This window comes from Thioalkalivibrio thiocyanodenitrificans ARhD 1, assembly GCF_000378965.1.
GTDB classification, from domain to species: domain Bacteria; phylum Pseudomonadota; class Gammaproteobacteria; order Ectothiorhodospirales; family Ectothiorhodospiraceae; genus Thioalkalivibrio_A; species Thioalkalivibrio_A thiocyanodenitrificans.
On sequence record NZ_KB900536.1, the window covers coordinates 424,620 to 451,568 of the forward strand.

Annotated in this window: 27 protein-coding genes; 16 read left to right on the forward strand and 11 right to left on the reverse strand. The window is 64.8% G+C overall.

All coding sequences use genetic code 11. The features are described 5' to 3' along the window. Positions 1–17 precede the first annotated feature (17 nt). From THITHI_RS0101885 to THITHI_RS0101905, 5 genes are all read left to right on the forward strand, one after another. On the forward strand, positions 18–1,985 hold the full coding sequence (locus THITHI_RS0101885; protein WP_232199374.1) for a TRAP transporter permease: 1,968 nt from the start codon (positions 18–20) through the stop codon (positions 1,983–1,985). Further along, positions 1,982–2,947, forward strand: coding sequence for a D-2-hydroxyacid dehydrogenase family protein (locus THITHI_RS0101890; protein WP_018231375.1), 966 nt, complete (start codon positions 1,982–1,984; stop codon positions 2,945–2,947). The genes THITHI_RS0101885 and THITHI_RS0101890 overlap by 4 nt, the downstream gene beginning before the upstream one ends. 43 nt (positions 2,948–2,990) lie before the next feature. Continuing rightward, positions 2,991–3,395, forward strand: a complete 405-nt coding sequence (locus THITHI_RS0101895) for a carboxymuconolactone decarboxylase family protein (protein WP_018231376.1) — start codon at positions 2,991–2,993, stop codon at positions 3,393–3,395. Next, the gene (locus tag THITHI_RS0101900) at positions 3,392–3,781 is read left to right on the forward strand and encodes a VOC family protein (protein WP_018231377.1); all 390 of its coding nucleotides are present in this window, start codon (positions 3,392–3,394) and stop codon (positions 3,779–3,781) included. The genes THITHI_RS0101895 and THITHI_RS0101900 overlap by 4 nt, the downstream gene beginning before the upstream one ends. A 164-nt stretch (positions 3,782–3,945) precedes the next feature. Then, positions 3,946–4,797: a response regulator gene (locus THITHI_RS0101905; protein WP_018231378.1), complete on the forward strand. Its 852-nt coding sequence runs from the start codon at positions 3,946–3,948 to the stop codon at positions 4,795–4,797. A 21-nt stretch (positions 4,798–4,818) separates the two neighbouring features. Here the strand turns inward: THITHI_RS0101905 and THITHI_RS18290 are convergent, their stop codons facing one another. The 5 genes from THITHI_RS18290 to THITHI_RS19695 all read right to left on the reverse strand — a co-directional run bounded on the left by THITHI_RS18290 (position 4,819) and on the right by THITHI_RS19695 (position 10,401). Continuing rightward, positions 4,819–5,325: a DsrE family protein gene (locus THITHI_RS18290; RefSeq protein ID WP_018231379.1), complete on the reverse strand. Its 507-nt coding sequence runs from the start codon at positions 5,323–5,325 to the stop codon at positions 4,819–4,821. Further along, a complete protein-coding gene (locus THITHI_RS0101915) occupies positions 5,322–6,524 on the reverse strand; it encodes an efflux RND transporter periplasmic adaptor subunit (RefSeq protein WP_018231380.1) in 1,203 nt (400 codons plus the stop codon). The genes THITHI_RS18290 and THITHI_RS0101915 overlap by 4 nt, the downstream gene beginning before the upstream one ends. Positions 6,525–6,638: 114 nt before the next feature. Continuing rightward, entirely contained in the window at positions 6,639–9,002 is a 2,364-nt protein-coding gene (locus THITHI_RS0101920) for an ABC transporter permease (protein ID WP_018231381.1), read from the reverse strand. Continuing rightward, on the reverse strand, positions 8,999–9,724 hold the full coding sequence (locus tag THITHI_RS0101925; protein WP_018231382.1) for an ABC transporter ATP-binding protein: 726 nt from the start codon (positions 9,722–9,724) through the stop codon (positions 8,999–9,001). The genes THITHI_RS0101920 and THITHI_RS0101925 overlap by 4 nt, the downstream gene beginning before the upstream one ends. A gap of 23 nt (positions 9,725–9,747) precedes the next feature. Then, positions 9,748–10,401, reverse strand: a complete 654-nt coding sequence (locus tag THITHI_RS19695; RefSeq protein ID WP_018231383.1) for a YhcB family protein — start codon at positions 10,399–10,401, stop codon at positions 9,748–9,750. A gap of 531 nt (positions 10,402–10,932) precedes the next feature. Here THITHI_RS19695 and THITHI_RS0101935 point away from each other — a divergent pair. The 3 genes from THITHI_RS0101935 to THITHI_RS18300 are packed head-to-tail and all read left to right on the forward strand — an operon-like array spanning position 10,933 to position 12,463. Further along, entirely contained in the window at positions 10,933–11,634 is a 702-nt protein-coding gene (locus THITHI_RS0101935; RefSeq protein ID WP_018231384.1) for a succinate dehydrogenase iron-sulfur subunit, read from the forward strand. A gap of 3 nt (positions 11,635–11,637) precedes the next feature. Continuing rightward, positions 11,638–11,913 carry an FAD assembly factor SdhE gene (locus THITHI_RS0101940; protein WP_018231385.1) on the forward strand — a complete coding sequence of 92 codons (276 nt, stop codon included), beginning with the start codon at positions 11,638–11,640 and terminating at the stop codon, positions 11,911–11,913. Between the two features lie 13 nt (positions 11,914–11,926). Further along, positions 11,927–12,463: a protein YgfX gene (locus THITHI_RS18300; RefSeq protein WP_018231386.1), complete on the forward strand. Its 537-nt coding sequence runs from the start codon at positions 11,927–11,929 to the stop codon at positions 12,461–12,463. A gap of 56 nt (positions 12,464–12,519) precedes the next feature. Here THITHI_RS18300 and THITHI_RS0101950 read toward each other — a convergent pair whose 3' ends face one another. Continuing rightward, on the reverse strand, positions 12,520–14,154 hold the full coding sequence (locus tag THITHI_RS0101950) for an alpha-D-glucose phosphate-specific phosphoglucomutase (RefSeq protein ID WP_018231387.1): 1,635 nt from the start codon (positions 14,152–14,154) through the stop codon (positions 12,520–12,522). A gap of 84 nt (positions 14,155–14,238) precedes the next feature. Here THITHI_RS0101950 and THITHI_RS0101955 point away from each other — a divergent pair, with 84 nt between their 5' ends. The 4 genes from THITHI_RS0101955 (at position 14,239) to iscU (ending at position 17,315) form a co-directional block, all read left to right on the forward strand. Next, a complete protein-coding gene (locus tag THITHI_RS0101955) occupies positions 14,239–14,739 on the forward strand; it encodes a DUF1249 domain-containing protein (protein WP_026185970.1) in 501 nt (166 codons plus the stop codon). A 339-nt stretch (positions 14,740–15,078) separates the two neighbouring features. Then, complete coding sequence (locus THITHI_RS0101960) at positions 15,079–15,555, forward strand: Fe-S cluster assembly transcription factor (protein ID WP_026185971.1); 477 nt, start codon at positions 15,079–15,081, stop codon at positions 15,553–15,555. A gap of 10 nt (positions 15,556–15,565) precedes the next feature. Continuing rightward, positions 15,566–16,786, forward strand: coding sequence for an IscS subfamily cysteine desulfurase (locus tag THITHI_RS0101965; RefSeq protein WP_018231390.1), 1,221 nt, complete (start codon positions 15,566–15,568; stop codon positions 16,784–16,786). Positions 16,787–16,904: 118 nt separating this feature from the next. Then, entirely contained in the window at positions 16,905–17,315 is a 411-nt protein-coding gene (gene iscU, locus THITHI_RS0101970) for a Fe-S cluster assembly scaffold IscU (RefSeq protein ID WP_018231391.1), read from the forward strand. A 202-nt stretch (positions 17,316–17,517) separates the two neighbouring features. On the opposite strand, the gene THITHI_RS0101975 is transcribed toward iscU, so the two are convergent. From THITHI_RS0101975 to THITHI_RS0101990, 4 genes are all read right to left on the reverse strand, one after another. Next, entirely contained in the window at positions 17,518–19,506 is a 1,989-nt protein-coding gene (locus THITHI_RS0101975) for a transglutaminase TgpA family protein (protein WP_018231392.1), read from the reverse strand. Continuing rightward, positions 19,503–20,471, reverse strand: a complete 969-nt coding sequence (locus THITHI_RS0101980; protein ID WP_018231393.1) for a DUF58 domain-containing protein — start codon at positions 20,469–20,471, stop codon at positions 19,503–19,505. The genes THITHI_RS0101975 and THITHI_RS0101980 overlap by 4 nt, the downstream gene beginning before the upstream one ends. Before the next feature lie 15 nt (positions 20,472–20,486). Then, positions 20,487–21,434, reverse strand: a complete 948-nt coding sequence (locus tag THITHI_RS0101985) for an AAA family ATPase (protein ID WP_026185972.1) — start codon at positions 21,432–21,434, stop codon at positions 20,487–20,489. A 162-nt stretch (positions 21,435–21,596) separates the two neighbouring features. Further along, positions 21,597–22,199, reverse strand: coding sequence for a GNAT family N-acetyltransferase (locus tag THITHI_RS0101990; RefSeq protein WP_026185973.1), 603 nt, complete (start codon positions 22,197–22,199; stop codon positions 21,597–21,599). 181 nt (positions 22,200–22,380) lie between these two features. Between THITHI_RS0101990 and THITHI_RS0101995 the strand changes: the two genes are divergently transcribed. The 4 genes from THITHI_RS0101995 to THITHI_RS0102010 are packed head-to-tail and all read left to right on the forward strand — an operon-like array spanning position 22,381 to position 25,964. Continuing rightward, positions 22,381–23,463: an ABC transporter permease gene (locus THITHI_RS0101995; RefSeq protein WP_018231396.1), complete on the forward strand. Its 1,083-nt coding sequence runs from the start codon at positions 22,381–22,383 to the stop codon at positions 23,461–23,463. Further along, a complete protein-coding gene (locus tag THITHI_RS0102000) occupies positions 23,463–24,272 on the forward strand; it encodes an ABC transporter ATP-binding protein (RefSeq protein ID WP_018231397.1) in 810 nt (269 codons plus the stop codon). Before THITHI_RS0101995 ends, THITHI_RS0102000 begins: the two co-directional genes overlap by 1 nt. A gap of 34 nt (positions 24,273–24,306) precedes the next feature. Further along, a complete protein-coding gene (locus THITHI_RS0102005) occupies positions 24,307–25,314 on the forward strand; it encodes an MlaD family protein (RefSeq protein WP_018231398.1) in 1,008 nt (335 codons plus the stop codon). Beyond that, complete coding sequence (locus THITHI_RS0102010) at positions 25,311–25,964, forward strand: ABC-type transport auxiliary lipoprotein family protein (protein ID WP_018231399.1); 654 nt, start codon at positions 25,311–25,313, stop codon at positions 25,962–25,964. Before THITHI_RS0102005 ends, THITHI_RS0102010 begins: the two co-directional genes overlap by 4 nt. Here the strand turns inward: THITHI_RS0102010 and THITHI_RS18305 are convergent. Then, positions 25,953–26,819 (reverse strand): HPP family protein, encoded by an 867-nt coding sequence (locus THITHI_RS18305; protein WP_018231400.1) that lies wholly within the window; start codon positions 26,817–26,819, stop codon positions 25,953–25,955. The two genes, THITHI_RS0102010 and THITHI_RS18305, sit on opposite strands and share 12 nt — an antisense overlap. Positions 26,820–26,949: the final 130 nt, after the last annotated feature.

A 26,949-nucleotide genomic window follows, 5' to 3' on the forward strand; every position in this document is an offset into this window, starting at 1 on the left:
GATTCTGGGGGCTGCCTGTGTCCTTCCTCAAGAGCATCCTGACACTCCGAAACCTGACCTTCGTGGCGGGTGCGATCCTGTTCTTCACCCTGCTGCACTACTTCTTCACGGGTGCCGGCGGGCAGCGTTACCTGGCTGTGCGCCTGGTGCCGCTTGCGTTGATCATTCAGATCCTGGTCCTTTATCAGGACCGTTTCCTGTATCCCCGCCTGCCTGCGCTGCTGAACCACGTCATCGTGATTGCGTACCTGGGTGTCGCCCTGTACGTCATGTACTACTTCACGGTCAATTACGAGGATATCGCCATCTGGCGGCAGGCGCGTTATACGCAGCACGACTTTATCGTCGGCGTGCTGGTGTTCCTGCTGGTCATGGAACTCTCGCGCATCATTCATCCCATACTTTTCTGGGTGAACGTGGTGCTGGTGTTCTATGCGCTTTGGGGGCAGCTCAGCCCTATCGACTTCTTCTGGCATCCGGGCGTCGATCTGAACCGCCTGATCACCTCCAGCACGGTGGAGTTCTCCACCGGAGTGTATGGACGCTACGCGCAGCTTGCCCTGACCCTCATCGCGGCCTTCCTGCTGCTCGCAGCAGCGGCCAGCGGTTTCGGCGCGCAGCGGGCGCTTGTGGACGTGATGCGGCGCCTCGCGGGGCGTTCCCGTCATACCATTCCGCAGACAGCGGTGCTGGCGTCCGTCTCCGTGGGCATGGTGAGCGGCTCGGGCTCGGCCAACACTGCGGTGACCGGCAGTTTCACCATTCCCCTGATGAAACGCTACGGGGTGCCGGGCACCTTTGCCGGGGCGGTGGAGACGGCCGCATCCATGGGTGGGCTGATCATGCCGCCGCTCATGGCGGTGGCGGGCTTCCTCATGGCCGAGTTCCTGGGCGTGCCCTATTGGGACGTGGTGGTGCGCGGCTTTGCCGTGGCCTTCGTGTACTTCGTGTCCCTGATCCTGGCCGTCTACCTGCTCAGTGTCCGGTTGCTGCCCAACACGTCCATCCAGATCCCGACCGTGCCGCTCTACTGCTGGACGCGCACCGTCATCTTCTTCGGCGGGATCATCTACCTGATCCTGCTCATGAGTACCTTCGGTTACGGGGCGTTGCGCGCGGCCCTGTACACGGCCGCTGCCGTCCTGTCCGTGCTGGTACTGACCTGGCTGTATTTCAAGTACGTGCTCAAGGATCCGGCGGTGGCGAAGGAGAGTCTGCTGGGCAATCTGCGTGTTGTTATCGAGACCCACGCGGAGATGACGTCCTATCTGACCCTGCTGATGGCCACCCTGGGGATCATGATCGGCCTGTTCACGGTGACCGGGTTCATCACCCGCATGGGTTCACTGCTGTTGCAACTCGGCGAGTTCCACATCATCGCCACCATTATCATGGCGTGGATCTTCGGCTGGCTGGTGGGCACGGGGCTTCCGCCCACCGCGACCTACATCATTGTCGCGGTGATCATCGTGCCACCGCTCAGGGCCCTCGGTATCGACCCATGGGTTGCACACTTCTTCGCGTTCCTGCTGGCGATCTGGGGCGAGTTGTCACCGCCCACTTCGCTCACGGCAGCGGTGGCCGCGAAGATTGCCGAGGCCTCGTTCATGCGAACGATGTGGGAGGCACTCAAGATCTGCCTGCCCATCACGGTCATGTCCTTCGCCATCTTCGTCCGCTCGGACATGGTGGTGAATCCCGGATGGGCCCAGATCACTGATACGTTGCTGGTGGCAGCCGGTACGGCGGGGGTGACCTATGCGGTATTCGGCCGCTTCTTTGCACGCCCGCTTGCCAGGTGGCTCATGAGCCTGGTGTTCCTGATCCTGGCGGTGCCGGTGATCTTCCATCCGGACGACAACGTGGCCATCGTGATCTCGGCGATACTCGTGCCGTTGATCATTGTCGGCGTGGGGCGGCATCGCAGGATTGCGCCGCCGCCTGAAGTGGCCGAACCCACCGAGACTGCGGAGAGCAGGGCATGAAGATCGTGATCCCCGATGATTACCAGGATGGCGTGAGATCCCTGGAGTGCTTTTCCCGCCTGTCCGGGCACGAGGTGACGATCTACAACGATACGGTACGGGATTTCGATCAGCTCGAGGAGCGCTTCAGGGACGCCGAGGCGCTGGTGCTGATCCGCGAGCGCACCCCCATTACCGACGCGTTGCTCGAGCGCCTGCCCCGATTGCGCCTGATCAGTCAGACAGGCAAGGGCATCGCCCATGTGGACCTGGATGCCTGTACACGGCGAGGCATTGCCGTGGCCACGGGAACGGGTGCGCCGTTCGCCGCCGCAGAGCTCACATGGGGGCTGGTACTGTCCGCCATGCGCCACATCCCGGACGAGGTGGCCGCCATGAAGGCGGGGCGCTGGCAGACCAGGGTGGGCACCGGCCTGCGGGGGCGCACCCTGGGAATTTTCGGCTACGGGAAGATCGGCAGCCTGGTGGCCGAGTACGGCCGGGTCTTCGGGATGCGTGTGCTGGTCTGGGGGCGGGAAGGGAGTCTGGAGCGTGCCACCGCGGCCGGGTTCGATACCGCGGACAGCCAGGATGATCTGTTCGAGCGATCCGACGTGCTCAGTCTGCACCTGACCTTGAACCCGGGCACCCGGGGAATCGTGACGGCTGCCCATCTGGGGGCCATGAAGCCGTCGGCGCTCCTGGTCAATACCAGCCGGGCCGAACTCATCGTCCCGGGTGCCCTGGTCGACGCGCTCAAGGCGGGACGCCCGGGCATGGCGGCGTTGGACGTCTACGAGGACGAGCCGGTGCGGGATCATCCGCTGCTGCATCTGAACAACGCCCTGTGTACGCCCCATGTGGGGTTCGTGGAACGCGATGGTTACGAACTCTACTTCGGTGCTGCATTCGACAACCTGCTGGCCTTCGCGGAGGGGTCGCCACGCAATCTGGCCAACCCCGAAGTGGCCGGACAGTCCTGAGCCGGGAAGGCTGTCAGCCGCCCCAACGAAGCTGGAGAGATACATGAAACGCAAGCTCAATCCCGAGGGCCTGGCCACCCGTCGCGAGGTCCTGGGGGACGCCTATGTGGATCGGGCCCTGGATAACGCCGATGCGTTTGCCTGGCCCATGCAGGAGCTGGTCACCGATTTCTGCTGGGACGGCATCTGGAACCGGCCTGGCCTGCCGCGCAAAACCCGCAGCCTGATCAACCTGTCCATGCTCACGGCGCTCAACAGACCGCATGAACTCAAGGTGCACATCATCGGCGCACTGCGCAACGGCTGTTCGCCGGAGGAGATCCGCGAGGTGCTCCTGCAGGCGGCCGTGTATTGTGGTGTACCGGCGGGCGTAGACGCCTTTCGCGTAGCCCGGGAGGCCCTGTCCGAGGCAGGTGTGACGGTCGGGGAGGATGCCGGGTCCCCATGATCCGTCTCCGGTCCATTGACCACCTGGTCCTCACGGTGGCGGATATCGATGTCTCCTGCACCTTTTACGAGCAGGTGCTGGGCATGGAGGTGATCACCTTCGGTCAGGGGCGCAAAGCCCTGAAGTTCGGTCATCAGAAGATCAACCTTCACCAGGCGGGCCGGGAGTTCGAACCCAAGGCGCAGCGGCCGGTTCCGGGCTCGGCGGACCTGTGCCTGATTGCCGATACGGCGGTCGCGGATGTCATCACCCATCTTCAGGCCTGCGGCATCCCTATACTGGAAGGTCCCGTGGAAAGGACGGGAGCCACGGGGCCGATCATCTCGGTGTATTTCCGTGATCCGGACGGGAATCTCATCGAGATCGCCAATCCGGCCGCTGCCTGAGATCGGCGCACGGACATGATAGTATGATGATCGGGCAATGGTATGGCCGGTCTGAGTGGCTGCCGATGGTGTCAACGGGGCCTTGTATACGGGCAAGGGTCCGGCGGCCATGACCGGGTATTTCCCGCTACCCGCCTTTCGGAGAAACCGGCAGGGGAGGTCAGATGTCGGTTCGATCCACCCAACATAAACGGACTTATCCCCGCGTACTGCTGGCGGAGCCCAACCGCATCAGCCAGCGGCTGTTCGTGCGCATGCTTGCCCGCTTGGGGTACGAGGTCTGCCTCGCCGACGATTGCGAAGAGGCGTTGCGAATCTATCAGCACCGCGCCGCCGAGTTCAGCCTGGTGATCCTTGACCTGAAGGCGCCGTTCGACGGCGGCATCGATCTGCTGCGCCGGTGGCCCCGGGATGCAAATGCCCGTCATGTTCCCCTGATTGCCCTGGGCGATGACCCGGCAGCCAGGGCCCGGGAAGCCTGTCTCGACGCAGGCGCGGACCTGTATCTGGCGGAAGCCCTTCGGGATGAGCGACTCACCCATGCGGTGATGTCGCTCGCGGGCCTGCCGGGCGGCGCCGGAGCGTCCGTCCGGGATGGGGCGGCGGCAGGGCCTGTGCTCGCCGGGCCATTGGATGAAAAGATCTTCCGGTCCTTGCTGGACCTGAGTCCTGAACCCTCTTTCATCCGGGAACTGATGGACGATTTCCATCGCGAAGGGACGGGCCACTTCACCCGTCTGCAGGAGGCCCTGAGGGAGCGGGACGTCACCGGCTGGCGTGAGGCCCTTCACGGCCTGAGGGGTTCCGCGGTGGGTCTGGGCGCGGCCCTGCTGGCGCAGCTGTGCGGCCGGCTGGAAGCCTTCTCTGAAGACGCAATTCGAGCGGGCGAGGGCTACTCGGAGTACGCCTATCTCCTGGAAGTCTTCAACAGCACGGCCGATGCCATGCAGGCCATGATACTGGAGCGGTTTCAGCTCACGGAACCGGATCAGGGCGCCCGCGGGTCCGGTGTCTGACCGGGATCCCGCGGTATCGCGCTACCACGTATCGATGATCTGCCCGGCGTCGGCTCCCGGTGGACGCAGGCGAATGACCCGGTAACCCAGGGCGCGGAAATCGTTGATTCTCGCCGGTCCCGATTCGACCACCTGGACGTAGTCCGGAAAGGCCTCCGGCGGGATATCCCGCCAGCTGGCGTAGGTGGCGCATACGGCCACTTCCACATCCCGGTCCCTGACCAGACCCTCGATGGCATCATGGAGCTGTGCCCGGGCGTCTCTTTGCGGGCGCGAGAGGGCAAATTGCTCGTTGCCATGGCTCACCACCGCGATGCCGATCCCCGGATGATGTTCCCGCAGGATATCGATGTATCCCAGAATCCGGGGCAGCAGTGTCTGCAGGGCCTCGTGATCGTTCTCCACAAGCTCGAACACGACGCCGGGCGGCGGCGTGTCCCGGTCAATCAAAGCCTGCACGGCCGATTCGCCGGCGCTGGCCCAGGCGGTGACCACGGCGAGCAGTACGATCGCCAGTCGCGCCATCATTCCCCCCGGACGCGCAGGCGCACGCCCTCGCTGATCTCCCTGTCAGGATGCACCACCACCCGATCGCCCTCGCGCAGGCCATTCAGGACCTGGGTGTACAGCGCGCCCCGGCGGCCGATCTCCACCCTGGCAAGCTGTGCGCGGCCGTCCGCGATGCGGAACGCGGCCCAGTCCCCCTGGTGGCGGAACAGGGCACTGGTGGGAACCCGCAGGACATCCTCGGCCTCCCAGAGCACGAACCGGGCGTTGACCCGGTAGCCGTCGCCCAGGCGCTGCCATAACAGCGGCTCGGAGGTAATGTCGGCAATTACCCAGACCCGCTGCTCCTCCACGCCCAGGGCGGAGATCTTGGTGAAGCCCCTGGGTTCCACCCGTCTGACCCTGCCCTCCAGCGCTTGCGGTTCACCCCAGCGCTCGAAGATCACCCGCATGCCGGGTTCGAGGCGCACCGCATCGGAGGACAGCACGTCCACCGCGACTTCCAGCCGGGTCGGGTCGCCGATTTCCAGGATGGGATCGCCTGCCTGTACCACGCGTGCGCTTTCGAAAGGTCGGTGCAGGACGCGCCCCGGCACCGGGGCCGTCAGCTCGAGCACGCCGGAGGCCTCCGGATCCTGTTCTCCTGCGTAGGCCAGGGCGGCGCGTGTGGCTTCCAGCTGCGCCCGGGCGGTCTCCAGCCGGAAGGCGGCGGAACGGGCCAGGGCTTCCGTCTGGCGGGCCTCCGCGGCGGCCCGCTCGACGTCGCTCGGCGATATCACCTCCCGCGCCTCCAGACCTTCGAGCCTTGTCAGTTCGTCGCGGGCAAAGCGCGCCCGCGCCTCGGCGGCCGAAAGCTCCTCGCGCGCCGTTTCCAGGCCCGATTCGGCGGCCGCCACCCGGGCCCGGCTCTCCTGGATGCTGCGCACATCCAGCGGAGGGGCTGCCAGGGCGTCCAGGGTCGCCAGCACCTGTCCCGCCGTCACCTCGTCCCCGGCCTCCAGCGTGATGCGCCGGGCGTGGGAGGCGAGGGGTGCAGAGACGGTGTAGCGGTCCATGACCCGCGTGCGGCCCTCGTCCTCGACCGTGATGGCGAGATGCCCGCGGGACACGGTGTCCATGTCCACCAGCACCGGCGCGGGCCGATAACCCAGCACAAGGAGGCCCGCGGCGAGGAGGACCACGATGGTGGTGATCAGTCTTCTACGCAATCTGGACGCCATGGGCGGTCCGGTCATTGAGTTCGATACAAGGTACGGCACAAGATAACAGATAGGGGACCAGTCGCGCCGTGCTCCGGTGCCGCTGACGCTCTCCACCCGACGGGTTCACGCCCGCTACTCCCGGGATTTCAATACCTCGACCAGGTCGAGGCGGTTGAGCCGACGCATGACCACAAGCGACGAGATGGCCGTGGCGAACAGCACGACGGTGGCGGCGAAGGTAAAGACATGGACGGGTACGAAGAGCGGGATGCGGTAGAGTTCCGAATCTACGGTGGCGATGATCACGGCGACCAGCCCCATGCCGACCAGGTAGCCCAGGGGCAGTGCGGCCAGGGTGAGCAAGATCAGTTCGCCGATCAGGATGAAACTGATCTCCCCTCGGGTGAACCCCAGTACGCGCAGGCTGGCCAGCTCGCGGGAGCGTTCCGTGAGCGCGATGCGTGCACTGTTGTACACCACGCCGAAGGCGATGCTGCCCGCCAGCAGCGTGGTAAAGAACGTGTAGGTGAGCATGATGTCGGCCATGGAGTCCCAGAAGTTCTGGATGGCGGTGAGCCGGTCGGTCACGGCCGCCACCCGGGGCACGTCCTTGAGGGTCCGGACCACCTCTGGGTGGGCATCGGAAGTGACCGAGAGCCACACCCCGGAGATGGACGTGCCTTCACGCATCAGCCGGTTCAATGCCTCCATGTCCATGTAGGCGGATACGCCGGTGAATTCCCGCACCACTCCGGCAACGTGCACTTCATGGGTTTCACGGCGGCCTTCGAGAAACTCCACCGTGACCCGGTCGCCGGGGCGGGCATCCAGGTGTTCGGCCAGGAAATCGTTCAGTACCAGTCCCTCGGAGGGAATGGCGACGACGCGCAGTTCGTCGTCCAGCACACGGCGCAGTCGTGTTCCCGGTTCCATGCCCTGGATGGCGGTGCGATAGCTGGCGGTGCCCCGCCTGAGGGTGGCGCCCGTGGCGCGGAACGGTTCCGCGAGGTCCACGCCGGGCATGGCGGCCAGTTCGTACAGGGCCCGGCGCGATGTGGGTTCCACGAAGGTGACGGTCAGATCGTCGCGCTGGGCCTGACCGTACTGCACCTGGATGAGATAGCTGATGGCGCTCTCCTGAAAATTGCCCAGCATCAGGATGCCGCAGGCGAAGGCGATGCCCGTGACTGTCAGCAGTGCCTTCAGGGGACGGCGTTCCAGGTTGCGCAGGATCATCCGGCTGGGCTGGGAGAACAGGCGCTGCAGGCCCAGGCGCTCCACCACCGTGGGCCGGAACACCGGGGCGGGTTCGGGGCGCATGCCTTCCGCCGGGGGCAGGGCGATGGCCCGGCGCAGGGCGGAGAAGGTGCCCAGCAGGCCGGCGGCGGCCGTGACCACTGTGCCGATCGCCAGCGAGCGGGGGCTGAGCTGGAACTCCAGGTAGGGAAAACGGAAGAATTCCTGGTAAAGGGCGGCCAGCATCTGCCCGAGCCAGAGCCCCGCCGCGGTGCCGATCGCCAGGCCCAGCACGATGATCACGAGGACCATCTGGGCGTAGTGCATCCCGACGGTCCAGTTGCCGTACCCGAAGGCCTTGAGGATGGCCACCTGGTCGCGCTGAGTGTTGATCAGCCGGCTGAGCACCACGTTCAGCAGGAATGCCGCCACGCCCAGGAAGATGGCCGGGAACACGGTGGCCATGACGCGCAACTGCTCCAGTTCAATCTCCAGGTAGCGATGCGAGAGCTGATCGTTGCGGTCGATCGCGCCCTGCCCCCCGTAGGGGGCCAGCAGGAGATCCAGCCGGTCGATGACGTCCTGGCTGCGCGCGTCCCGGGTCAGGGTCAGGACCAGATCGTTGAAGGCCCCGTCCATGTCGAAGGCGTGGGCCAGCTGCGTGCGGCTCATCCACAGGATCCCCAGGCGCTCGAAGTCCGGAAACAGCTCCCCCGGCGCCACGTGGTAGATGAACTCGGGGGACAAGGCGATGCCGACGATTTCCAGATTCTGGCGCCGGCCGTTGATCACCGCACCGATCCGGTCCCCGGGGCGAAAGGCGTGGGCCTGGGCGAAGGACTCGTGGACCACCACCTCCCCGGCGCGCACGGGATCCGGGAGGCGTCCCTCGCGCAGGAAGAGGCGGTTCAGTTCCGCGTTGCGCCCGTCGGGGAGCGAGACCAGGATGCCGCGCGCCGGATCTCCGAAATCGGGAATGTCCAGGTTGGCCCCGGAGACCACCCGGGTCTCCAGGTGCTGCACGCCCGGGATGGCCTCGACGCGCTCGCGCAGGGATTCGGGGGCGCGCTTGAGGGAGGCGAACACGTGGGCAAAGCGGTACTCCTTGTAATAGGCGTCCTGGGTGACGGTCAGCGTGTCCAGCGAGATGAACGACATCACCAGGGTCGCCATGCCGCCGGCGATCACCACGGAGATGGCGATCACCTGCCCGCGCATCTGCCACAGTTCCCGGAGGAGCTTGAGGTAGAGCGACCTCACCAGCTCAGATCCCGGGGAGATTTCTTCACCTCGGGGCTGTAGATCTCATGGATCCTGCCGTCCGCCAGGTGGATCACCCGGTCGGCCATCCCGGCGATGCCGGCGTTATGAGTGATCACGGCGGTGGTCGTGCCCAGTTCCCGGTTGACCCGGTCCAGCGCCTCCAGCACCACCACGCCGGTCTTTGAATCCAGCGCCCCGGTGGGCTCGTCACACAGCAGGACCGCCGGGCGCTTGGCGACTGCCCGGGCGATGGCCACCCGTTGCTGTTCGCCTCCGGAGAGTTGGGCGGGAAAATGGTCCATGCGGTTCTCCAGGCCCACCATGGCCAGGGCCTCTTCGGGTGTCATGGGATTCCGGGCGATCTCGGTGACGATGGCCACGTTCTCCCGGGCGGTGAGGCTGGGGATGAGGTTGTAGAACTGGAAGACGAAGCCCACGAACTCGCGCCGGAACCCTGTGAGTTCCCGGTCGCCGGCCCGCACCAGGTCCTGGCCCCGGCAGATCACCTCGCCGCCGCTGGGGGCGTCCAGGCCGCCAAGGATGTTGAGCAGCGTGGACTTGCCGCTGCCCGACGGGCCCAGCATGACCACGAACTCACCTTCGTAGAGGTCCAGGTCCACACCGCGCAGTGCGTGCACCTCCACCTCGCCCATGCGGTAGACCTTGGTAAGCCCCCGGGCGCGGAAGACCACATTTCGATCGGGGGACGGTTCATCCATGACGTCGACCCCGTCTCAGACTTTCAGGCGCGTTCGCGTTCGGATGCGCCATCCCGCCCGGGCGTGTCGCCCTCGCCGGATGTCTCTTGATCGCCATCCGCTGCGGGCTCCGTGCCCTCCCGGGGAGCGTCCGGCGAGGGGCTGCCGTTGGTGGCGGACTGTTCGTCACGGCGGGTGGTAATGGGGCGCTCGGGGGCTTCTTCCATTTCCAGATCCCGGGGGATGTACGGCGCATCACCGAGCATGTCCTCCGAATCCGTGCCGGACGCGGCAGCGTCCTGGCCCGTGCGCCCGGCGGTCTTCTCAGCGGAGTCCACTTCCGGTGGGCGCTCGGAACCGGCAACCGGGCGTTTCTCTCCCTCCAGCAGGGCGCCGGCACTTTCCGGCAGCAGCGGCCGGCCGGGGGTATCGGTCAGGTCACCGTAGCTCTCGCGCAGGTGATCGTAGAGTTCCCGGTAGGAACCGGCCATGCTCGTGAACAGCGTCGCGGTCTTCTCGAAATGCCTGCTCACGGACTGGCGGTAGTCGGTCATGGCCTGCCGGTTCTCGTCCAGTTCCTTCTGCAACGCATCCACCTGCCGCTTGCCGGGTGCGGTGTGACGGCCTGAGTAGAAGCCGATGATGGCGGCGGCTGCCACGGCCATTATGATCAGGATCCAGGCGGCGGTAGGGGACATAGCAACTCCATATGAAGATTGATCGGTGATTCGGATGATGATGCGAGTGTGACCCACGGACGGGGCTATCTCAAGACGGTCCCGCGGCCATGCCGCGTGATCCGCGCCCATCCCCGTATGCGGGTGCATGAAGTGCCGGACCGGTCACAAGATCCGTGACAGCGCATCCGGGACTGTTAGAATGGCCATGTATCAGCACATTGCCCCGTTGCACGAAACGGCACCTTATGACTGACCCGATCGCCGCCGACTTGTTCCGGCCGATCCTGACAGAAAGGCGGGCGTTCCTTGAGCAGCACTCGGGGACGGCCCACGATGCCGCCCTGGCACCACCGGACAGCGGTGAGTGTGGTGAATGCGCGGGATATGGGAACATGATCCCTCCGGGACGCCTGAAGCCGGATCCGGGCGCGACGCTCCGCCCGACCAGCACGAAGCGGGCTGAGGCATCCGCAGCCGCAGGCAGGTAGTCCGGAACCCTTGTACGTATGCACGACCCTGGAGCCCATCAGCAGCCCGGAGACAATGCCCATGCGTTTTTCCATCTACCGTTATAACCCCGAGACCGATACCGAGCCCTACATGCAGGACTTCGAGTTGCCGGATGACGAGGTGGAGCCGGGCATGATGCTGCTGGAGGCCCTGTTGAAGCTCAAGCGCCGGGACGAGACCCTGGGCTTCCGGCGTTCCTGCGGCGAGGGCGTGTGCGGTTCGGACGGCATGAACATCAACGGCACCAATGGCCTGGCCTGCGTCACGCCTGTCGCCGGCCTCAAGCAACCCATCACCCTCAGGCCCTTCCCGGGAATGCCGGTGATCCGGGACCTGATCGTGGACATGGAGAACTTCTACAACCAGTACCGGGAGGCCAGGCCCTACCTGGTGGTGAACGACCCGATTCCCGAAGTGGAGCGCAAGCAGTCTCCGCAGGACCGTGAAAAGCTCGACGGGTTGTATGAATGCATCCTGTGCGGCTGTTGTTCCGCATCCTGTCCGTCGTATTGGTGGAATCCGGACAGATTCCTGGGGCCGGCCGCGCTGCTGCAGGCCGCCCGATTCATTCTGGATACCAGGGACCAGGCCACGGCAGAGCGTCTTGAGCAGCTGGACGACGCCTACAAGCTCTATCGCTGCCACACCATCATGAACTGCGTGCAGGTCTGCCCCAAGGGCCTCAACCCCACCAGGGCCATCGGGGAGATCAGGAAGCACATGCTCAAGCGTTCCATGTAGCTCATGGCCGCAGCGGATTCCGCCAACACCGAGGAGGTCGCGCGCCGGCTGCGCTGGAGCTGTCGGCGGGGCATGCTGGAACTGGACCTTCTGCTGGAGGGTTTTCTGAGGCACGGCATTGCCGGTCTCGACGTTCGCGGACAGGAGGCCTTCGAGCGGCTCCTCGCCTATCCCGACACCACCCTGCTGCAACTGCTCCTGGGGCAGATGCAGTCCAGCGACAGGGAAGTCGCCCATGTGGTCGAACTCATTCGCGACAGCACTAGACGTTCGTCCTGAGGCTTCCCGCCGGGTGGCCTGGCTGCTGTTGGGCATCCATGGGCTGGCTCTCGCCGGCCTGATGGGCGTGTCACCCCTGGCCGGTTTCCTGGCCCTGCCGTTGACGGGCGTTTCCCTCGTGCTGCATCTGCGCCGGGCCGGTTGGCTGGGCGGGCGGTTCGGTGTGGCTCGCCTGCGCGTGGAGCCGGACGGCACATGGCGTGTGATGGACTCCGGCGGGCAGTGGACGCGGGTACGCGTGTCACCCGCAAGCTTCTGCGCCGGTGGATGGTGCCTGCTGCACCTGCAGGGCAGGCAGGGCCGCCACGTGCTGGTGCTGGCCGCCGACAGTGCCGATGCGGACTCCCTGAGACGCCTGCGCAGCCGTCTGCTGGGGGTCGATGCGGACTCGCTCGTTCCGGACGCCAGCCCCGGGGGGCGTCTGAAGCGTTTTCGGGTACCGGGGCGCCGGAACGGCCGCGAGGCACCGTCCCCGGTTTTCGGTCAGGAACGCCTGGAAGCACTGCCCGGCGAGACCCGGCGGATCGGGCATCGGCGGCGTCGTGGATGAGTGCCGGATACTGGAGGCAGAATCCACGACGCAGGGAAGGATCCGTTCATTTCATTTCACGTCACTACATCCGGCTCTTCGCGCCCGGTATGCCCGCGGATGCCCGCGATCTCATCCGCGATCCCGGCCAGATCCGCCAGGGCTTCCCGGGTGTCCAGGTGGTGACGCTCCGGGTCGGGCTCGAAGCGTTCCAGATAGACCCGCAGTGTGGCGCCCTCGGTGCCGGTTCCGGAAAGCCGGAAGATCACCCGAGCGCCCCCTTCGAACAACACCCGGATCCCCTGATGCTCGCTGATGGAACCGTCCACGGGATCCGTGTAGGTGAAGTCATCCGCCAGTTCCGCACGGTAGTCACCGAAGGTACGGCCCGCGATGTTTGGCAATGAGTCGCGCAGATGCTGCAACAGGGTTTCCGCCCCGTCAGGGTCCACACCCTCGTAGTCGTGGCGTGCGTAGTAGTTCCGCCCGTAGGTGCGCCAGTGTTCCCGTACAATCTCCTCCACCGACTTGTGCTTGACCGCCAGCAGGTTGAGCCAGAAAAGGACGGCCCAGAGCCCGTCCTTCTCGCGCACGTGGCTGGAACTGGTGCCGAAGCTCTCTTCGCCGCACAGGGTGACCCGCCCGGCATCCAGCAGGTTGCCGAAGAACTTCCAGCCGGTGGGTGTCTCGAAGCATGGCACGCCCAGACGGGCGGCCACACGGTCGGCAGCCTGGCTCGTGGGCATGGATCGGGCGATGCCGCGAATGCCGTCCCGATAACCGGGCACCAGGTGGGCATTGGCCGCGAGGATCGCCAGACTGTCTCCGGGTGTGACAAAGAACCTTCGGCCCAGAATCATGTTGCGGTCACCGTCGCCGTCCGAGGCCGCTCCGAAATCCGGGCCCTGCCGGCCATTGAGGATCCTGACCAGTTCCCGGGCATGGACCATGTTCGGGTCGGGATGGCCGCCGCCGAAATCCGCAAGTGGCTCCGCGCGCATCACGGACCCCGGTGGCGCCCCCAGGGTTTGCTCGATGATCTGCACCGCGTAGGGGCCTGTGACCGCATGCATGGCATCGAAACGCATGTGAAAAAGCCCGGAATTGAACAGGGCATGGATCTGGTCGAAGTCGAACAGGGTGCCCATCAGTTGCGCGTAGTCCGCCACCGGGTCGATTACCTCGATGACCATGTCCCCCAGGCGGCGCTCGCCCGGATGATCGATGTCCACGTGGGCGGATTCCGCGATCCGGTAGCGCTCCATGCCCAGGGTTGCCTGATGGATGGCGTTGGTGAATGCTTCAGGCGCCGGCCCTCCGTTGGCAATGTTGTATTTGATGCCGAAATCACCCTCGGGCCCGCCGGGGTTGTGGCTTGCGGAAAGCACGATGCCGCCTGCCGCCCCGTGCCGCCGGATCACGCAGGAGGCGGCGGGTGTCGAGAGAATGCCCCCCTGGCCCACGAGTATGCGCGCCACGCCGTTGGCAGCGGCCATGCGCATGATGACCTGGATCGCGTCCCGATTGTGATAGCGGCCATCCCCGCCCAGTACCAGGGTCGCGCCCTGCAATTCACGCCGGGTATCGAAGATCGCCTGAACGAAGTTTTCAAGGTAGTGGGGCTGGCGAAACGTCCGGACCCGTTTGCGAAGACCCGAAGTGCCGGGTTTCTGATCGGGAAAGGGGCGTGTCTCCACGGTCGTGATCTTCATGGGCGCGGTCCGGACTCCGGTCGAATAGCTATGTGAAAAGTTAGCAGAGTAGGGGCCGCTTGTCCCTGTGATATGATCATTTGCATGTTGATTGAGGAGCGCCAACCGGCATATCTCGAATCCCGCCCGTGCAGTTTTTCGGCGCTGATGGATATGTATGAGGCGAACTACATTCGTCTGCGCTGCCTGTGTCCGGATCTGGGATCCCTGGAAGGGCACCGGATTTCACGGGTACCGGGTGCCATGGATCTGCACCTGAGCATTGAGGAGCAGACGCCATACACCACCACCGCCCGACTCACCTATCTCTTCAATGGCGAAGGGGGACGGCTTCGTCCCAGTCCCGACGTACTGGTGCGCATGTACCACGATGCCCGCCAGGTGGAGGTGCTGGCCCGTCACTGCCGGCCGCTGGACCTGAAGATCAGCCTGGATGACCTGCCACGGTTGCGCGCGCTCGAGTGCAAGTGGCGGTTGAATCGTTTCCTGTTCAAGTGGCTGGCTTATTGTCAACGTCAGGGGCATCACCTGGGTATCCTGGAGCCGGATGGGGTGTCGTCCGATCCGGACGTGGTTGGCCCCTGATCCCGCGTTCCGTCGTCTCCCCCCATGGTGCCCGGTCCCGGCCCGTGCACAGCGCGATGTCCATCTCCGTGATCTGCCTACCCCTTTTTCCCAATGTGTAAGCCGCTTTAAATAACAATAATTACAAATAGATACGAGTGATTTCCCTGAGCTTTATCGAGACCGGATCCAGACCTGTTTCCGACTGACTCCCCACACGCATCCGCCCGGGGAACATCCGGGATGAGCGCAGGTCGAATTCTTGACCAGCGCAGTCAACTTTTGTATATAATGGCGCAAAGTCCGACGAATTCAGTCGGAAATGGATCCCTGACCAACCCAACCGAAAAGGGGTGGATTATGAAACTCTCGACCAAAGGACGTTACGCTGTCACGGCGATGATGGACCTGGCCATTCATGACAAGATCGGCCCGGTGACACTGGCGGATATCTCTCAGTGCCAGGGCATTTCCCTGTCCTATCTGGAGCAGCTGTTCGCCAAGCTGCGCAAGCAGGGACTGGTGGAAGGCGTCCGGGGTCCGGGCGGGGGCTACCGGCTGGCGCGCCCCTCCGACCAGATCACCGTGGCGAGCATCATTACTGCCGTGGATGAAAGCGTGGACATCACCCGGTGTCGCGGCCATGAAGACTGTCAGGATGGCGAGCGCTGCCTGACCCACGAGCTGTGGGATGATCTCAGCAACCGCCTGTACGAGTTCCTGGACGGCATCACCCTGGACCAGTTCGCCAACCGGCCCGAGGTCCAGGCGGTGGCCAAGCGGCAGGACCGCGACGTCAACCGTCATCATTTCATCTTCCGTCGCACAGCGGCGTAAGGAGATGGCGATGCCCCTGAAGTTACCCATCTATCTGGATTATTCGGCGACGACGCCTGTTGACGAGCGAGTAGCGGAGCAGATGTTGCGTTATCTGACGCGGGATGGGTTGTTTGGCAATCCGGCGTCGCGTTCGCATGCCTTTGGCTGGGATGCGGAGAAGGCGGTGGAGGGTGCGCGTGCCCAGGTGGCCGAGTTGGTGGGTGCGGACCCGCGCGAGATTGTCTGGACCAGTGGAGCGACCGAGGCGGACAACCTGGCGATCAAGGGTGCGGCGCATTTCTACCAGAAGAAGGGCCGTCATATTGTCACGGTCAAGACCGAGCACAAGGCGGTGCTCGATACGTGTCGTCAGTTGGAGCGCGAGGGGTTCGAGGTGACGTATCTGGATGTAGGCCCTGACGGGTTGCTGGATCTGGAGGTATTGAGGTCTGCGCTTCGAGACGACACGGTGCTGCTCTCAGTGATGCATGTAAACAACGAGATCGGCGTGATTCAGGACATTGAGGCGATCGGAGCGATTGCGCGCGAGCGCAAGGTGTTGTTTCACGTGGATGCGGCGCAGTCCACGGGCAAGGTGGCGATTGATCTGTCGAGGTTGCCGGTGGATCTGATGAGTTTTTCGGCGCACAAGAGTTATGGTCCGAAGGGTATCGGTGCGTTGTACGTGCGCAGGAAGCCGCGTGTGCGCATTGAGGCGCAGATGCACGGAGGCGGTCACGAGCGCGGCATGCGTTCGGGCACGCTTGCGCCGCACCAGATTGTGGGCATGGGCGAGGCGTTTCGCATTGCGCGCGAGGAGATGGGATCGGAGTCCGAGCGCATTCGCATGCTTCGGGACCGTTTGTGGTCGGGTCTCTCGGACATGGAGGAGGTATATCTCAACGGTGATCTGGAGCGTCGCATTGCGGGCAATCTGAATGTGTCGTTCAATTTTGTCGAGGGCGAGAGTCTGATCATGGCGTTGAAGGACATTGCGGTGAGTTCGGGTTCGGCGTGCACGAGTGCGAGTCTTGAGCCGAGTTATGTGCTGCGAGCGCTGGGTCGGGATGACGAGTTGGCGCACAGTTCGATCCGTTTCACCCTGGGGCGTTACACGACGGTCGAGGAGGTGGACTACACGGTGGATCTGGTCAAGCATGCGGTGGCGAAGTTGCGCGAGCTCTCGCCGTTGTGGGAGATGTACCAGGAGGGTGTGGATCTCAAGAGCATTGAATGGGCGGCGCACTGATGCGCTGTGGCAAGTTTCAAGGAACTTTCTTGCCACTTGAGACTTGCCATTGGTAGATAAAGATCATTCGTCCTCCCCTGTTGCGGGGAGGGCACAAGGAAAGACCTGGAGGTAATGTATGGCATACAGTGACAAGGTACTGGAGCATTATGAGAATCCGCGCAATGTGGGTGCCATGGACAAGGCGGACCCGTCGGTGGGCACCGGTATGGTGGGTGCGCCGGCGTGCGGGGATGTGATGAAGCTTCAGATCAAGGTCAATGATCAGGGAGTGATCGAGGATGCGAAGTTCAAGACCTATGGATGCGGTTCGGCGATTGCCAGTTCGAGTCTGCTCACGGAGTGGGTGAAGGGCAAGACGCTGGAGGAGGCCGGTGAGATCAAGAACACGCAGATTGCCGAGGAGCTGGCGTTGCCGCCGGTGAAGATTCACTGTTCGGTGCTGGCCGAGGACGCCATCAAGGCGGCCATCGCGGACTTCAGAAAGAAGTCCGACAACGAGGAAGGTGAGGAGCGGCAGATCGCCTGATCAAGTGCAGTGGCGAGTTTCCAGTCTCAAGTGGCAAGGAATATTCCTTGCCATTTTTTTTGCCTCAGGATAGAGGGTGGTCTGTGAACAGTAACCGGCAGCGGGCCGCAAGGACGCGCGGGAAGGCTTCTGTTGAAAAGACTCTTGCGACCTTCTCGCCTTGTGGTCCCGTTCATGACGCCTGTTCACGGCCGGATTCTTTTCAGGACAGCCCGCGAAGCCGGGTCCGCAGAATCCGGAACATGTCGGGATCCGGGTCCGGGCCGTAGCGCAGGACCTCGTAGGTGCGGGTGAAGCGCGCCACGGCCTCATGCAGTTCCGGGCGCTCCCGTGCCACCCGGTTAGCGAAATCCCGGGGGCCTTCATGGGGCAGGGGGGGTGTGCCCAGCCTTGCCATGCGTTTCGTGAACTGCCGATACATCCGGGCCAGAGGGTCCCGTTCGGGACGCCTGTTGTGCCAGAGAAAGGCCAGGGCAAACATCATGGCCACCAGCACCAGCAGGCCCGCCATGAGGGCCACGGTGCCGCGCCAGTCCAGGCCTCCGAGGCCCAGTCTTCCCAGCAGTTCCCGCTGGCGCTCGGGCCCAAAGCCCAGCACCCAGCCGTTCCAGTAATAGGCAGTCGTTTCCCGCCAGTACTCCCACTGTATCCTGAGGGCTGCCAGGCCGCTGAGACCGTCGCTTCGGCGCAGAAAGACCGGCAGGTTCTCCTCGTGACTCAGGGCGGCGCGGATGCCCAGTTCGATGCGCTCGGGTGCCACCGCGCCGGTGGGGTCTACCCGTACCCAGCCACGGTCCTCCAGCCAGACCTCCGCCCAGGCGTGGGCGTCGGATTGCCGCACCAGCAGATACCCCCCCGCCCGATTCCATTCGCCGCCCTGGTAGCCGGTGACCACCCGTGCGGGGATGCCCGCGGCACGCATGAGAAACACGAAACTCCCCGCATAGTGTTCGCAGAACCCCGCCCGGGTATCGAACAGGAATCCGTCCACCGGGTCGGCGGGAAGGCGAGGCGGCGAGAGCGTGTAATGGAATGGCTCCTCATTGAAATACCGCATGGCCTGTTCCACGATGCCTTCCGGGGGGGGGCCGTTCTCAGCCCATTGCGCCGCCAGCTTACGGGCACGTGGACCCGCGGTATCGGGAATGTGCAGCGCCTGACGGCGGCGCTCCGCGCTCAGATCCACCTCCAGGGCGGCCCCGGGGACCGCGTTCAGGTCGTACGTCTGCACACGCCGAACCGGGCGCGGGCTGAACAGCACGTAATCCGCGTTGAGCCGCATGCCTTTCGGTGCGGATGCCGGGGGGTCCAGCGCCAGAAGCCAGCGGTGGCGGTGGGGTTCCAGCCGCACCGAATACTGGATCCCGACCACGGCATCCGACGGGTCCGGATCAGTCGCCGGCGTGAATGCCTGTCCGGCGCGCCAGGTACGGCCGTCGTAGTCGCTGAATACCGGCCCGCGCCAGTAGCGCAAGGCCGCCGGAGGCGGGCCGTCGGGGAAGCGCGCGCGCAGGGCCGGGGCGTCGGAGTGGAGCAGGTCACTGATGGATCCCGGGGACATGCTGTCGGACAGCCCTGTTCGCGCAGTGGGTTCGTCCTGGGGTATGCCCCACAGGGGCCCGGGAAGGCGCGGAAACAGGAGGAACAGGATCAGCATCACCGGCAGTGCCTGCACCAGCATGAGGCCCGCAAGACCGGCCTGCTCGCGAAGGCCCGGGGGCGGTCCGGGTGCATTGACACGGATCAGCACCATGGTGGTGAGCAGCATGGCCGCCACCAGGTAGGCGACCATCGGGATCTCCTGACTGTAAAGGAAATGGGTCACTACCACGAAGTAGCCGAGAAACACGGTCAGCATGGCGTCCCGCTGATTGCGGGTCTCGAGCATTTTGAATCCCGTCATGATCAGGAGCAGCGAGACGCCCGCATCGCGTCCCAGAACGGTGCCGTGGGTGGCGATCACGCCGGCCGTGGCCATGAACGCCAGCACCGCCAACAGCCAGCGCCCGGGCAGGGGGACGCGATGCCTGACAGCCAGAAAACGCCATGCAACCGCCAGCAGGGCGAGACCCACCACCCAGGTCGGTTGGGTCAGAAAGTGGGGCGCCAGCAGGACGATCAGGGCGGCCACAAGCCAGTGCACGGGCCCTTCGCCCACGCCGGGTTCCGTCGTGTGGCTGATCAGGCTCACCGCGGTTGTCCGAAATGGGCCAGCGCCGAGAGACAGCGGGTGCGGTGCTCCGCCCCCCGGTTGGGTTCGAATGCCAGACCCGGCAGGCGCAGGCCGTAACACAGACCCCGTTCATGGGCCTTGAGCACCTGGTAACACAGCATGGAAAGGCGTGTTTCCGCATCTGCGGTCGGCAGGGCGTCCCAGTCCAGCCAGGCGTTGCCGCCGCGCTGCTCCTCGAAGTTTCGCGTGTACAGGTCGCCGGTGCGGGCGAGTGCCTTCCAGTCCACGTGCCGGGGAGAATCCCCGGGTTGGTATTCACGCAGGCCCGCGAACTCGTCGCCCCCGAATGATTCGGTGATCCCCGTGCCTTCGTCGCCACCCGGCCGGAGAGGGTCGGCATTCACCGGTACGGGCCTGGGATAGACCGTGACGGCCTCATCGAATTCGATCCATGACCAGGCTCTGAACAGGCCCAGCGGATAGACGGTGGATATGCTGAAACGGCCGGGGCGCAGGTGACCCCGGCGTTCGGCGGGCAGACTCAGCCGGGCGATGGTCCCGCTGCGGGCCTCCACGGCGACGGGTTCACCGCCCGACGGGCCCCGATACAGCGTCAGGGCGCGGCGTGGCACGTGGCCGGGGTTCTCGATGCGGTACAGGCAGTGCGCCGACTCACCCGCGAACACCGGTTTCGCGGGCAGGCGGATCACCCGCAGGCCCAGGAGGTTGCGGTGCGTATGCCAGATGCCGTTGGCGCCCAGGCCCACAAGGAGGAAGGTGAGCAGAAAGGCCATACTGTTGGTGTAATTGACGGCCCCCAGCAGCATGATGACAAGCATCATTCCGTACACGTAACCCGCGCGGGTCGGAAGGATATAGATCCGCCTGCGGTGCAGGGTCACCTCGCGCCCGGCCGGATGCTCCCGGCGGGTCAGCCAGCGAATGGCGGGTTCGAGCATCTGCGCGGAGGAGTGCCACTGCATGAATCGTTCTTCGCCTCACGGAATGGCCACCGCCTCGATGAGCTGGCGTGTGAGCCGGTCAGGGCTCATACCGGTCCCTTCCGCGGGCGCGAGCCGGTGACCGGCCACCGGCGGCAGGATGGTCTGGAGGTCCTCGGGGATGACGTGGTCGCGGCCGTCCAGGGCGGCCCATGCCCGGGCGGCGGCAAGCAGTCCCAGGGCGGCCCTGGGGGACAGGCCCCGGGCATAGTGATGCGGATCGCGGGTATGGGCGATCAGACGCTGCAGGTAGTCGACCAGTGCCTCGGAGACATGCAGCTGATCCACCTGATGCTGCAAGGCGAGCAGGGCCTCGGCATCCAGCAGGGCGGGCAGCTCTGCGATCAGGTCGCGACGGTCCCGGCCCTGCAGCAATGCTCGTTCGGCGGCGGCATCGGGGTACCCGAGATGAATGCGCATGAGAAATCGATCCAGCTGGGATTCAGGCAGCGGAAAGGTGCCCGCCTGTTCGCGGGGATTCTGGGTGGCGATCACGAAGAAGGGATCGGGCAGCGATCGGGTCACGCCTTCCACCGTCACCTGCTGTTCCTCCATGGCCTCCAGCAGGGCACTCTGGGACTTGGGCGGTGCGCGGTTGATCTCGTCGGCCAGCAGCATCTGGGTGAATACCGGGCCCGGGTGGAACTCGAATCCCTTGCCTCCCCCGTTGAACACCGATACCCCCACGATGTCCGCGGGCAGCAGGTCACTGGTGAACTGGATGCGCTGGAACTGGAGTCCCAGAGTGCGGGCCAGCGCATGGGCCAGTGTGGTCTTGCCGACACCCGGATGATCCTCCAGCAACAGATGTCCCCGGGCCAGCAGGCACGCCAGGGCCAGCCTGATCGGGCGCGGCTTGCCCAGGATGACGCTGCCCACCTGGTCCATGACCTGCTGAAAGAGCGACGGGCTTCCGGAAACTTGGGGCAGGGGCAAAAGAGGCATGGGTTGTTCCGGTTTGCGGCCGCCGACGGCCGGTGCAGACAGGGGAATTCCAGTGATGTTCATTGAAGATACCAGCGGGGTCCCCCTGCGGCAAACACGGACATCATGGGGTTATGGAGCGCGGCAATGGCCCCGGAGCATTGCGCGGCATGAAGCCCCGTTTCAGTCCCGAAGTCGCTTCATCCAGAAGGTCATGGACTTGGGCGATTCCCGGTCTTCGTCCAGATCCTGCCAGGAAAAACTGGCCTTGAGGGCCGGCTGGCGGCGGTAGCCGCGTTTCTCCCAGAAGCGGTCCAGGGGCTGGTAGCCGGTGGAGCGGCGGGGATGGTCAAGGGGGCGGTCCACGGCGCAGAAGCAGGTAAGATCGAACCGGCCCAGGGAGCGTGCATGATCTTCCCGCTCATGAAAGAAACGCACTCCGAGGCCGCGACCCCGGTATTCCGGGAGCAGCACGGATTCCCCGAAATAGAAGATGCGATCCACATCCATGGCTTGCTCGCGAAAGGGTGCGATCACGTTGTACGTTTCGTCCGCCAGCGGCAGACCCGTGGAGGCGCCGACGATGCGCGCTCCGTCGAATACCAGCACCATGACACTGTCGGCCGAGTCAGTGTAGGTTCTCAGGTAGCGTTCCTCATAGGCGGCGTCGCCATCGTAGAGGTAGGGGAATTCACGAAACACGGTGATGCGCAGGCGGGCCAGCTCCGGCAGGTACCCGGATACCTGTGCTCCGGTGAATCGCTTGACGGAGAGTGTCCGGCTCATGGGTGTCGGGGAGGATGCGCGCGGGATGAAAAGCGGGGCCAAGTGTGGCAAGTTTGCCGGGAGGTTTCAACGTCACACGTGATTTCACGGGGCACGCGCCTGTGTCCGCGACCATTGCCGGAGGGCACGACGCTTGGTCACCTCGCACGCCCGACTTTCGTGGGAAGAATCCGGTGCCGGGATGACGCTGCGCCTGGGCGGGCGGCTGGATGCCCACACCGTGTCCGATATCTGGAACGAAGCGCTCAACGGTCTGGGTGCGCACGCCGGGCGCCCGGTGTGCATCGATACGGGCGCCGTGGAGTACTGTGACGGCGCCGGTGTCGCGCTGCTGATGGATCTGTTGCGTCAGCCGCGGTTGCCCGAGGCCGGCGTGAGTCTGGGCGAAACGCCGGAGGCCGTGCAACGCATGCTTGCGCCGTTTCAGGCCGGGGATTTTGCCGACAGGCTCGAGGCATCGCGCCCCGTACGCCCGGGGCTGCGCCGGCTTCTGGCCAATGGTCTCTATGAACTGGGCCTTCACCTCTACCAGCAGGTGACCTTCATCGGCGAGGCCACCACCGCGCTGTTCCATGCGGCGCGTCATCCCAGGCAGGTTCGCTGGCGCGATGCCCTGGATATCGCCCAGGAAGCGGGTGCCAATGCGCTGCCCATCGTCATGCTCATCGCTTTCCTCATGGGGGTGATCCTGGCCTATCAGTCGGCGGTGGCGATGCGCCAGTTCGGCGCCGAGATCTTCGTGGCCAATCTGGTGGCCCTGTCGCTGTTTCGCGAGCTTGGGCCGCTCATGACCGCGATCATCCTGGCCGGCCGCTCCGGCGCCGCATTCGCCGCGGAGATCGGTACCATGAAGGTCAACGAGGAGATCAACGCGTTGACCACCATGGGATTGGATCCGGTACGTTTCCTGGTGGTCACCCGGGTACTGGCCGCCGTCGCGGTCATGCCCCTGCTGACCATCGTGGCGGATCTTGTGGGACTCGTGGGCGGCGCGGTCGTGATGCTGACCTTCGACATCCCGCTGGTAACGTATTTCAATCAGGTGACCAGCGCGGTTTCGCTGGGTGATTTCCTGGGCGGGCTTTTCAAGGCCACGGTGTTCGGATTGCTGGTGGCGGGCGTCGGTTGTCTGCGCGGACTGGAGACGCGCAGCGGTGCCGCCGCGGTGGGGATCTCCACAACCCGGGCCGTGGTGAGTGCTATCATCCTTATCGTCATGGCGGACGGCCTGTTCGCGGTGATGTACTTCCACCTGGGGATCTGATGACTGCGTCCTTGGCTGACATACAGGCGCCGGAGGGTTCGGACGGGGAGACGTCGGACGACATCATCCGCGTACAGGATCTGACCATAGGGTTCGACGGCGTTCCCCTGCTGGAGCATCTGAGTTTCGGTGTCAGGCGCGGCGAGGTGTTCGTGATACTGGGCGGTTCCGGCAGCGGCAAGAGTACGCTTCTCAAGCACATGATCGGCCTGTATGAGCCCATGTCCGGGCGGATCATCATCGACGGACAGGACATGGCGGCCGCCCATGGTGAGGTGCGCATGGCCCTGTTGCGCAAGCTCGGGGTGGCCTATCAATCGGGCGCCCTGTTCGGCTCCATGTCCCTGCTGGAAAACATCTGTCTGCCTCTGGAGGCGCACACGCGGCTCGACCACGATGCCCGGGAACTGGTGGCGCGCATGAAGCTGCGTCTGGTGGGTCTTTCGGGCTTCGAGAATCATCTGCCTTCGGAGTTGTCCGGCGGCATGCAGAAACGGGCCGCCATCGCCAGGGCCATGGCCCTGGACCCCATGGTGCTGTTTCTCGACGAGCCGTCCGCGGGACTGGATCCGGTCACATCCGCCGATCTGGATCAGCTGATCCTGCGGCTGTCTTCGATCCTGGGCATGACCTTCGTGGTGGTCAGCCACGAGATGGCCAGCGTCCACATCATCGCGGATCGGGTGATCATGCTGGATCCGGAAAGCCGGGGCATCATCGCCAAGGGGGAACCCGGCTGGCTGCGTGAGCATGCCCGCCATCCCAGGGTCCGGCGCTTCTTCCACCGCCAGGCATCGGAGGCGGCATGAAGCGTCTGTACCGGTTCGTTAAGGGGCAGTCCGCATGAAGACCCGGGCCGGTTATTTCCGTCTGGGGTTGTTCATCGTGATCGCCCTGGGCACCGGCATCCTGGTCCTGCTGCTGCTCGGGATCGGCAACCTCTTCCGCCCCAGTGTGATCATGGAGACCTACTTCGACGGGTCCGTCCAGGGCCTCGATGTGGGTGCCCCGGTCAAGCTGCGCGGCGTGACCATCGGCGAGGTCAGCCGGATCGGTTTTACCCACGGATACTATCAGCAGGATCTGCCTGTCACCGAGCGATACCAGTACGTGATGGTCGAGGCCGTGATCCGGGCGGACCGGATCGGCGCGAGCGGGCGGCTGCCCACGCCGGAGATGGTTCAGACCATGGTCGACCGGGGCCTGCGCGTGCGCATGACCCCGCAGGGCGTGACGGGGATCAATTTCCTGGAGTTGGATTTCATGGATCCGGCGATGCAGATTCCGGTCACCATCGACTGGGTGCCGGAGAACATCTATGTGCCGTCCGCGCCGGGTACCGTGACCCAGTTCATCGAGTACGCCGATCGTATCGGCCGGCGCCTGGATCAACTGGACGTGGAGGGGGTGGTGGATAATCTGAACCGGGTGCTCGGCAGTTTGGAAACGGCCATTGGTGCCCTGGAGGTCTCGCGCATCAACGAGGAGCTGATCGCCGTGCTGACCGGTTCCCGGGCCGCCGTCCGCCGCCTCGACGATCTCTTGTCGTCGCCCCTGTTGGCCGATGTGCCAAGGGATCTGGGTGTGGCGGCGGCAAACCTGCGCGCGCTCTCCGAGAGTCCGCGATTCGACGAAAGCATGAATGCTCTGGAACGGGCCATGGAGAGTATCGAACGTACGGCCACCGGACTGGAGGGGACCATGCTGGGTCACGAGCACGATCTGGTCATTATCCTGGACAACCTGCGGGTCATGTCCGAACGGTTGCGGGACCTGAGTGAGGAGGCGGCCATGTATCCCGGGATTCTGCTGGGCAGCCCGCCGGTGCGCCGAGAGGATACGGCCCGATGACCAGGGTGCAGTCCTGGTTCCGGAACATGGGGTTCGTGCTGACGGTCCTTTCCATGAGCGCCTGTTCCATTGCCGTGAATCTGCAGCGCCCCGTGCCGGAGAAGCAGCACTTTATCCTGGATGTACAGCGTACCGCAGCCACGGCGCATGGTCCGGACGGGTCCAGACTGGTACTTGGACCCGTGCGGGTCGCCCCCGAGTTCGAAAGCCGTGCCTTTGTCTACCAAGTGGAGGCGCAGCGTTACGAGAGCGATTTCTATCATCTCTGGCTGACCAGTCCCCGGGACCAGGTGTCGAGGGTGGTCACGGAGTGGTTCCAGGAGAGCGGGGTGTTCCGGGAAGTCGTGCCTCCCGCGCTGTCGGGTGCCGCGGATTACCGGCTCGACCTGTCGGTGACGCGCCTGTACTGGGACCTGCGGGATCCCGGTGAGCCGGTGGCACACCTGACCGTCCGTGCCCATCTGTCCGCCGGATTGCGGCCGGAACGGGACGTTCGGCTGAGCACGCGCGTCGAGGCCGGCGAGCGGGCGGCATCGGCGGCGGCACAGGACAGGGTGACGGCCATGTCGCGGGCCTTCTCGCGGGCGCTGGCTGAGCTGGAAGTCGAGGTCGCCCGGGCGGTTGGCGGGCAGCCGGCCTCAGGACCGTGAGTCGTCGGGCTCGGAAGGTGCATCCTGCGGGACGAGCTTCAGGCTCACCACCGGGGACTCATCCTCGGGCCCGGCATCGGCCACCGGACCGGACAGAGCCTCCCCCGGACGGTGGGCACGTACCAGGCGCGGACCCAGGCGCAGCGTGACGCTTTCTGACTGACCTTCCCGGGCGTGGGCCAGGGCTCGTTCCGCGATCTCGTGGAGTTCCTCCGCAGTCACGTCGACAATGACGTTCATCTGCTCGATGGCCCAGGAGAGGTCCTCCTCGCGTGGTGCTGTCTGCGGCGGTTCGCCCTCGTGATGGGGGTAGAGCAGTGCGACCGGATAGCGGCGCCACCGGAAGGGGTAGTTGGCCGCCACCGCGGCCGTGAACAGGATCAGTACGTTGAACATGATCGGCGCCACCACGAAGAGGTAGCCCATACCGTAGACGGTGCTGCCGCCCAGGGCCGCGGCGAGCGCTGTCGCCCCGCCGGGCGCATGGACGCAACGGAAGAGTTGCATCATCCCGATGGAGAGCCCCACGGCCAGAGCCGCTGCGAGCGCCGGCTGGGGAAGCAGCACGGCGCAGGTCACGCCGGTCAGGCCGGAGATCAGATGTCCGCCGAACAGGGGCCAGGGTTGCGACATGCTTCCATGAGGTACGGCAAACAACAGCACTGCGGAGGATCCCATGGACGCCGCCACGAAAAGCACCGCAAGACCCTCAAGAAACCAGACGCTTACCACGTAGACCAGCAGAATCCCCAGCGTGGCGCTCAGGGCGGATACGAGGATCTCGGTCCAGCCCACGGCATTGGTGCTGGAGCCCAGCAGGCGCAGTCTGCGGATGAAGGACGGGTTTGATTGCATGGGCGCAACCCCTTTCAACGACGATCAACGGCCGCGCCGCGGCAGTGGTCTGGAACACGCGGCCTGGGAATTTGTCCAGGGAATACAATGATGTACATAAAGTACATGATTCCATGCCGACCGTCCATGG

Coding starts and splice junctions, on each gene's coding strand:
- THITHI_RS0101890 (WP_018231375.1), top strand. CDS start 1,982: ATGAAGATCGTGATCCCCGATGATTACCAGGATGGCGTGAGATCCCTG.
- THITHI_RS0101895 (WP_018231376.1), top strand. CDS start 2,991: ATGAAACGCAAGCTCAATCCCGAGGGCCTGGCCACCCGTCGCGAGGTC.
- THITHI_RS0101900 (WP_018231377.1), top strand. CDS start 3,392: ATGATCCGTCTCCGGTCCATTGACCACCTGGTCCTCACGGTGGCGGAT.
- THITHI_RS0101905 (WP_018231378.1), top strand. CDS start 3,946: ATGTCGGTTCGATCCACCCAACATAAACGGACTTATCCCCGCGTACTG.
- THITHI_RS18290 (WP_018231379.1), bottom strand. CDS start 5,325: ATGATGGCGCGACTGGCGATCGTACTGCTCGCCGTGGTCACCGCCTGG.
- THITHI_RS0101915 (WP_018231380.1), bottom strand. CDS start 6,524: ATGGCGTCCAGATTGCGTAGAAGACTGATCACCACCATCGTGGTCCTC.
- THITHI_RS0101925 (WP_018231382.1), bottom strand. CDS start 9,724: ATGGATGAACCGTCCCCCGATCGAAATGTGGTCTTCCGCGCCCGGGGG.
- THITHI_RS19695 (WP_018231383.1), bottom strand. CDS start 10,401: ATGTCCCCTACCGCCGCCTGGATCCTGATCATAATGGCCGTGGCAGCC.
- THITHI_RS0101935 (WP_018231384.1), top strand. CDS start 10,933: ATGCGTTTTTCCATCTACCGTTATAACCCCGAGACCGATACCGAGCCC.
- THITHI_RS0101940 (WP_018231385.1), top strand. CDS start 11,638: ATGGCCGCAGCGGATTCCGCCAACACCGAGGAGGTCGCGCGCCGGCTG.
- THITHI_RS0101950 (WP_018231387.1), bottom strand. CDS start 14,154: ATGAAGATCACGACCGTGGAGACACGCCCCTTTCCCGATCAGAAACCC.
- THITHI_RS0101955 (WP_026185970.1), top strand. CDS start 14,239: ATGTTGATTGAGGAGCGCCAACCGGCATATCTCGAATCCCGCCCGTGC.
- THITHI_RS0101960 (WP_026185971.1), top strand. CDS start 15,079: ATGAAACTCTCGACCAAAGGACGTTACGCTGTCACGGCGATGATGGAC.
- THITHI_RS0101965 (WP_018231390.1), top strand. CDS start 15,566: ATGCCCCTGAAGTTACCCATCTATCTGGATTATTCGGCGACGACGCCT.
- iscU (WP_018231391.1), top strand. CDS start 16,905: ATGGCATACAGTGACAAGGTACTGGAGCATTATGAGAATCCGCGCAAT.
- THITHI_RS0101980 (WP_018231393.1), bottom strand. CDS start 20,471: ATGCAGTGGCACTCCTCCGCGCAGATGCTCGAACCCGCCATTCGCTGG.
- THITHI_RS0101985 (WP_026185972.1), bottom strand. CDS start 21,434: ATGCCTCTTTTGCCCCTGCCCCAAGTTTCCGGAAGCCCGTCGCTCTTT.
- THITHI_RS0101990 (WP_026185973.1), bottom strand. CDS start 22,199: ATGAGCCGGACACTCTCCGTCAAGCGATTCACCGGAGCACAGGTATCC.
- THITHI_RS0101995 (WP_018231396.1), top strand. CDS start 22,381: ATGACGCTGCGCCTGGGCGGGCGGCTGGATGCCCACACCGTGTCCGAT.
- THITHI_RS0102000 (WP_018231397.1), top strand. CDS start 23,463: ATGACTGCGTCCTTGGCTGACATACAGGCGCCGGAGGGTTCGGACGGG.
- THITHI_RS0102005 (WP_018231398.1), top strand. CDS start 24,307: ATGAAGACCCGGGCCGGTTATTTCCGTCTGGGGTTGTTCATCGTGATC.
- THITHI_RS0102010 (WP_018231399.1), top strand. CDS start 25,311: ATGACCAGGGTGCAGTCCTGGTTCCGGAACATGGGGTTCGTGCTGACG.
- THITHI_RS18305 (WP_018231400.1), bottom strand. CDS start 26,819: ATGCAATCAAACCCGTCCTTCATCCGCAGACTGCGCCTGCTGGGCTCC.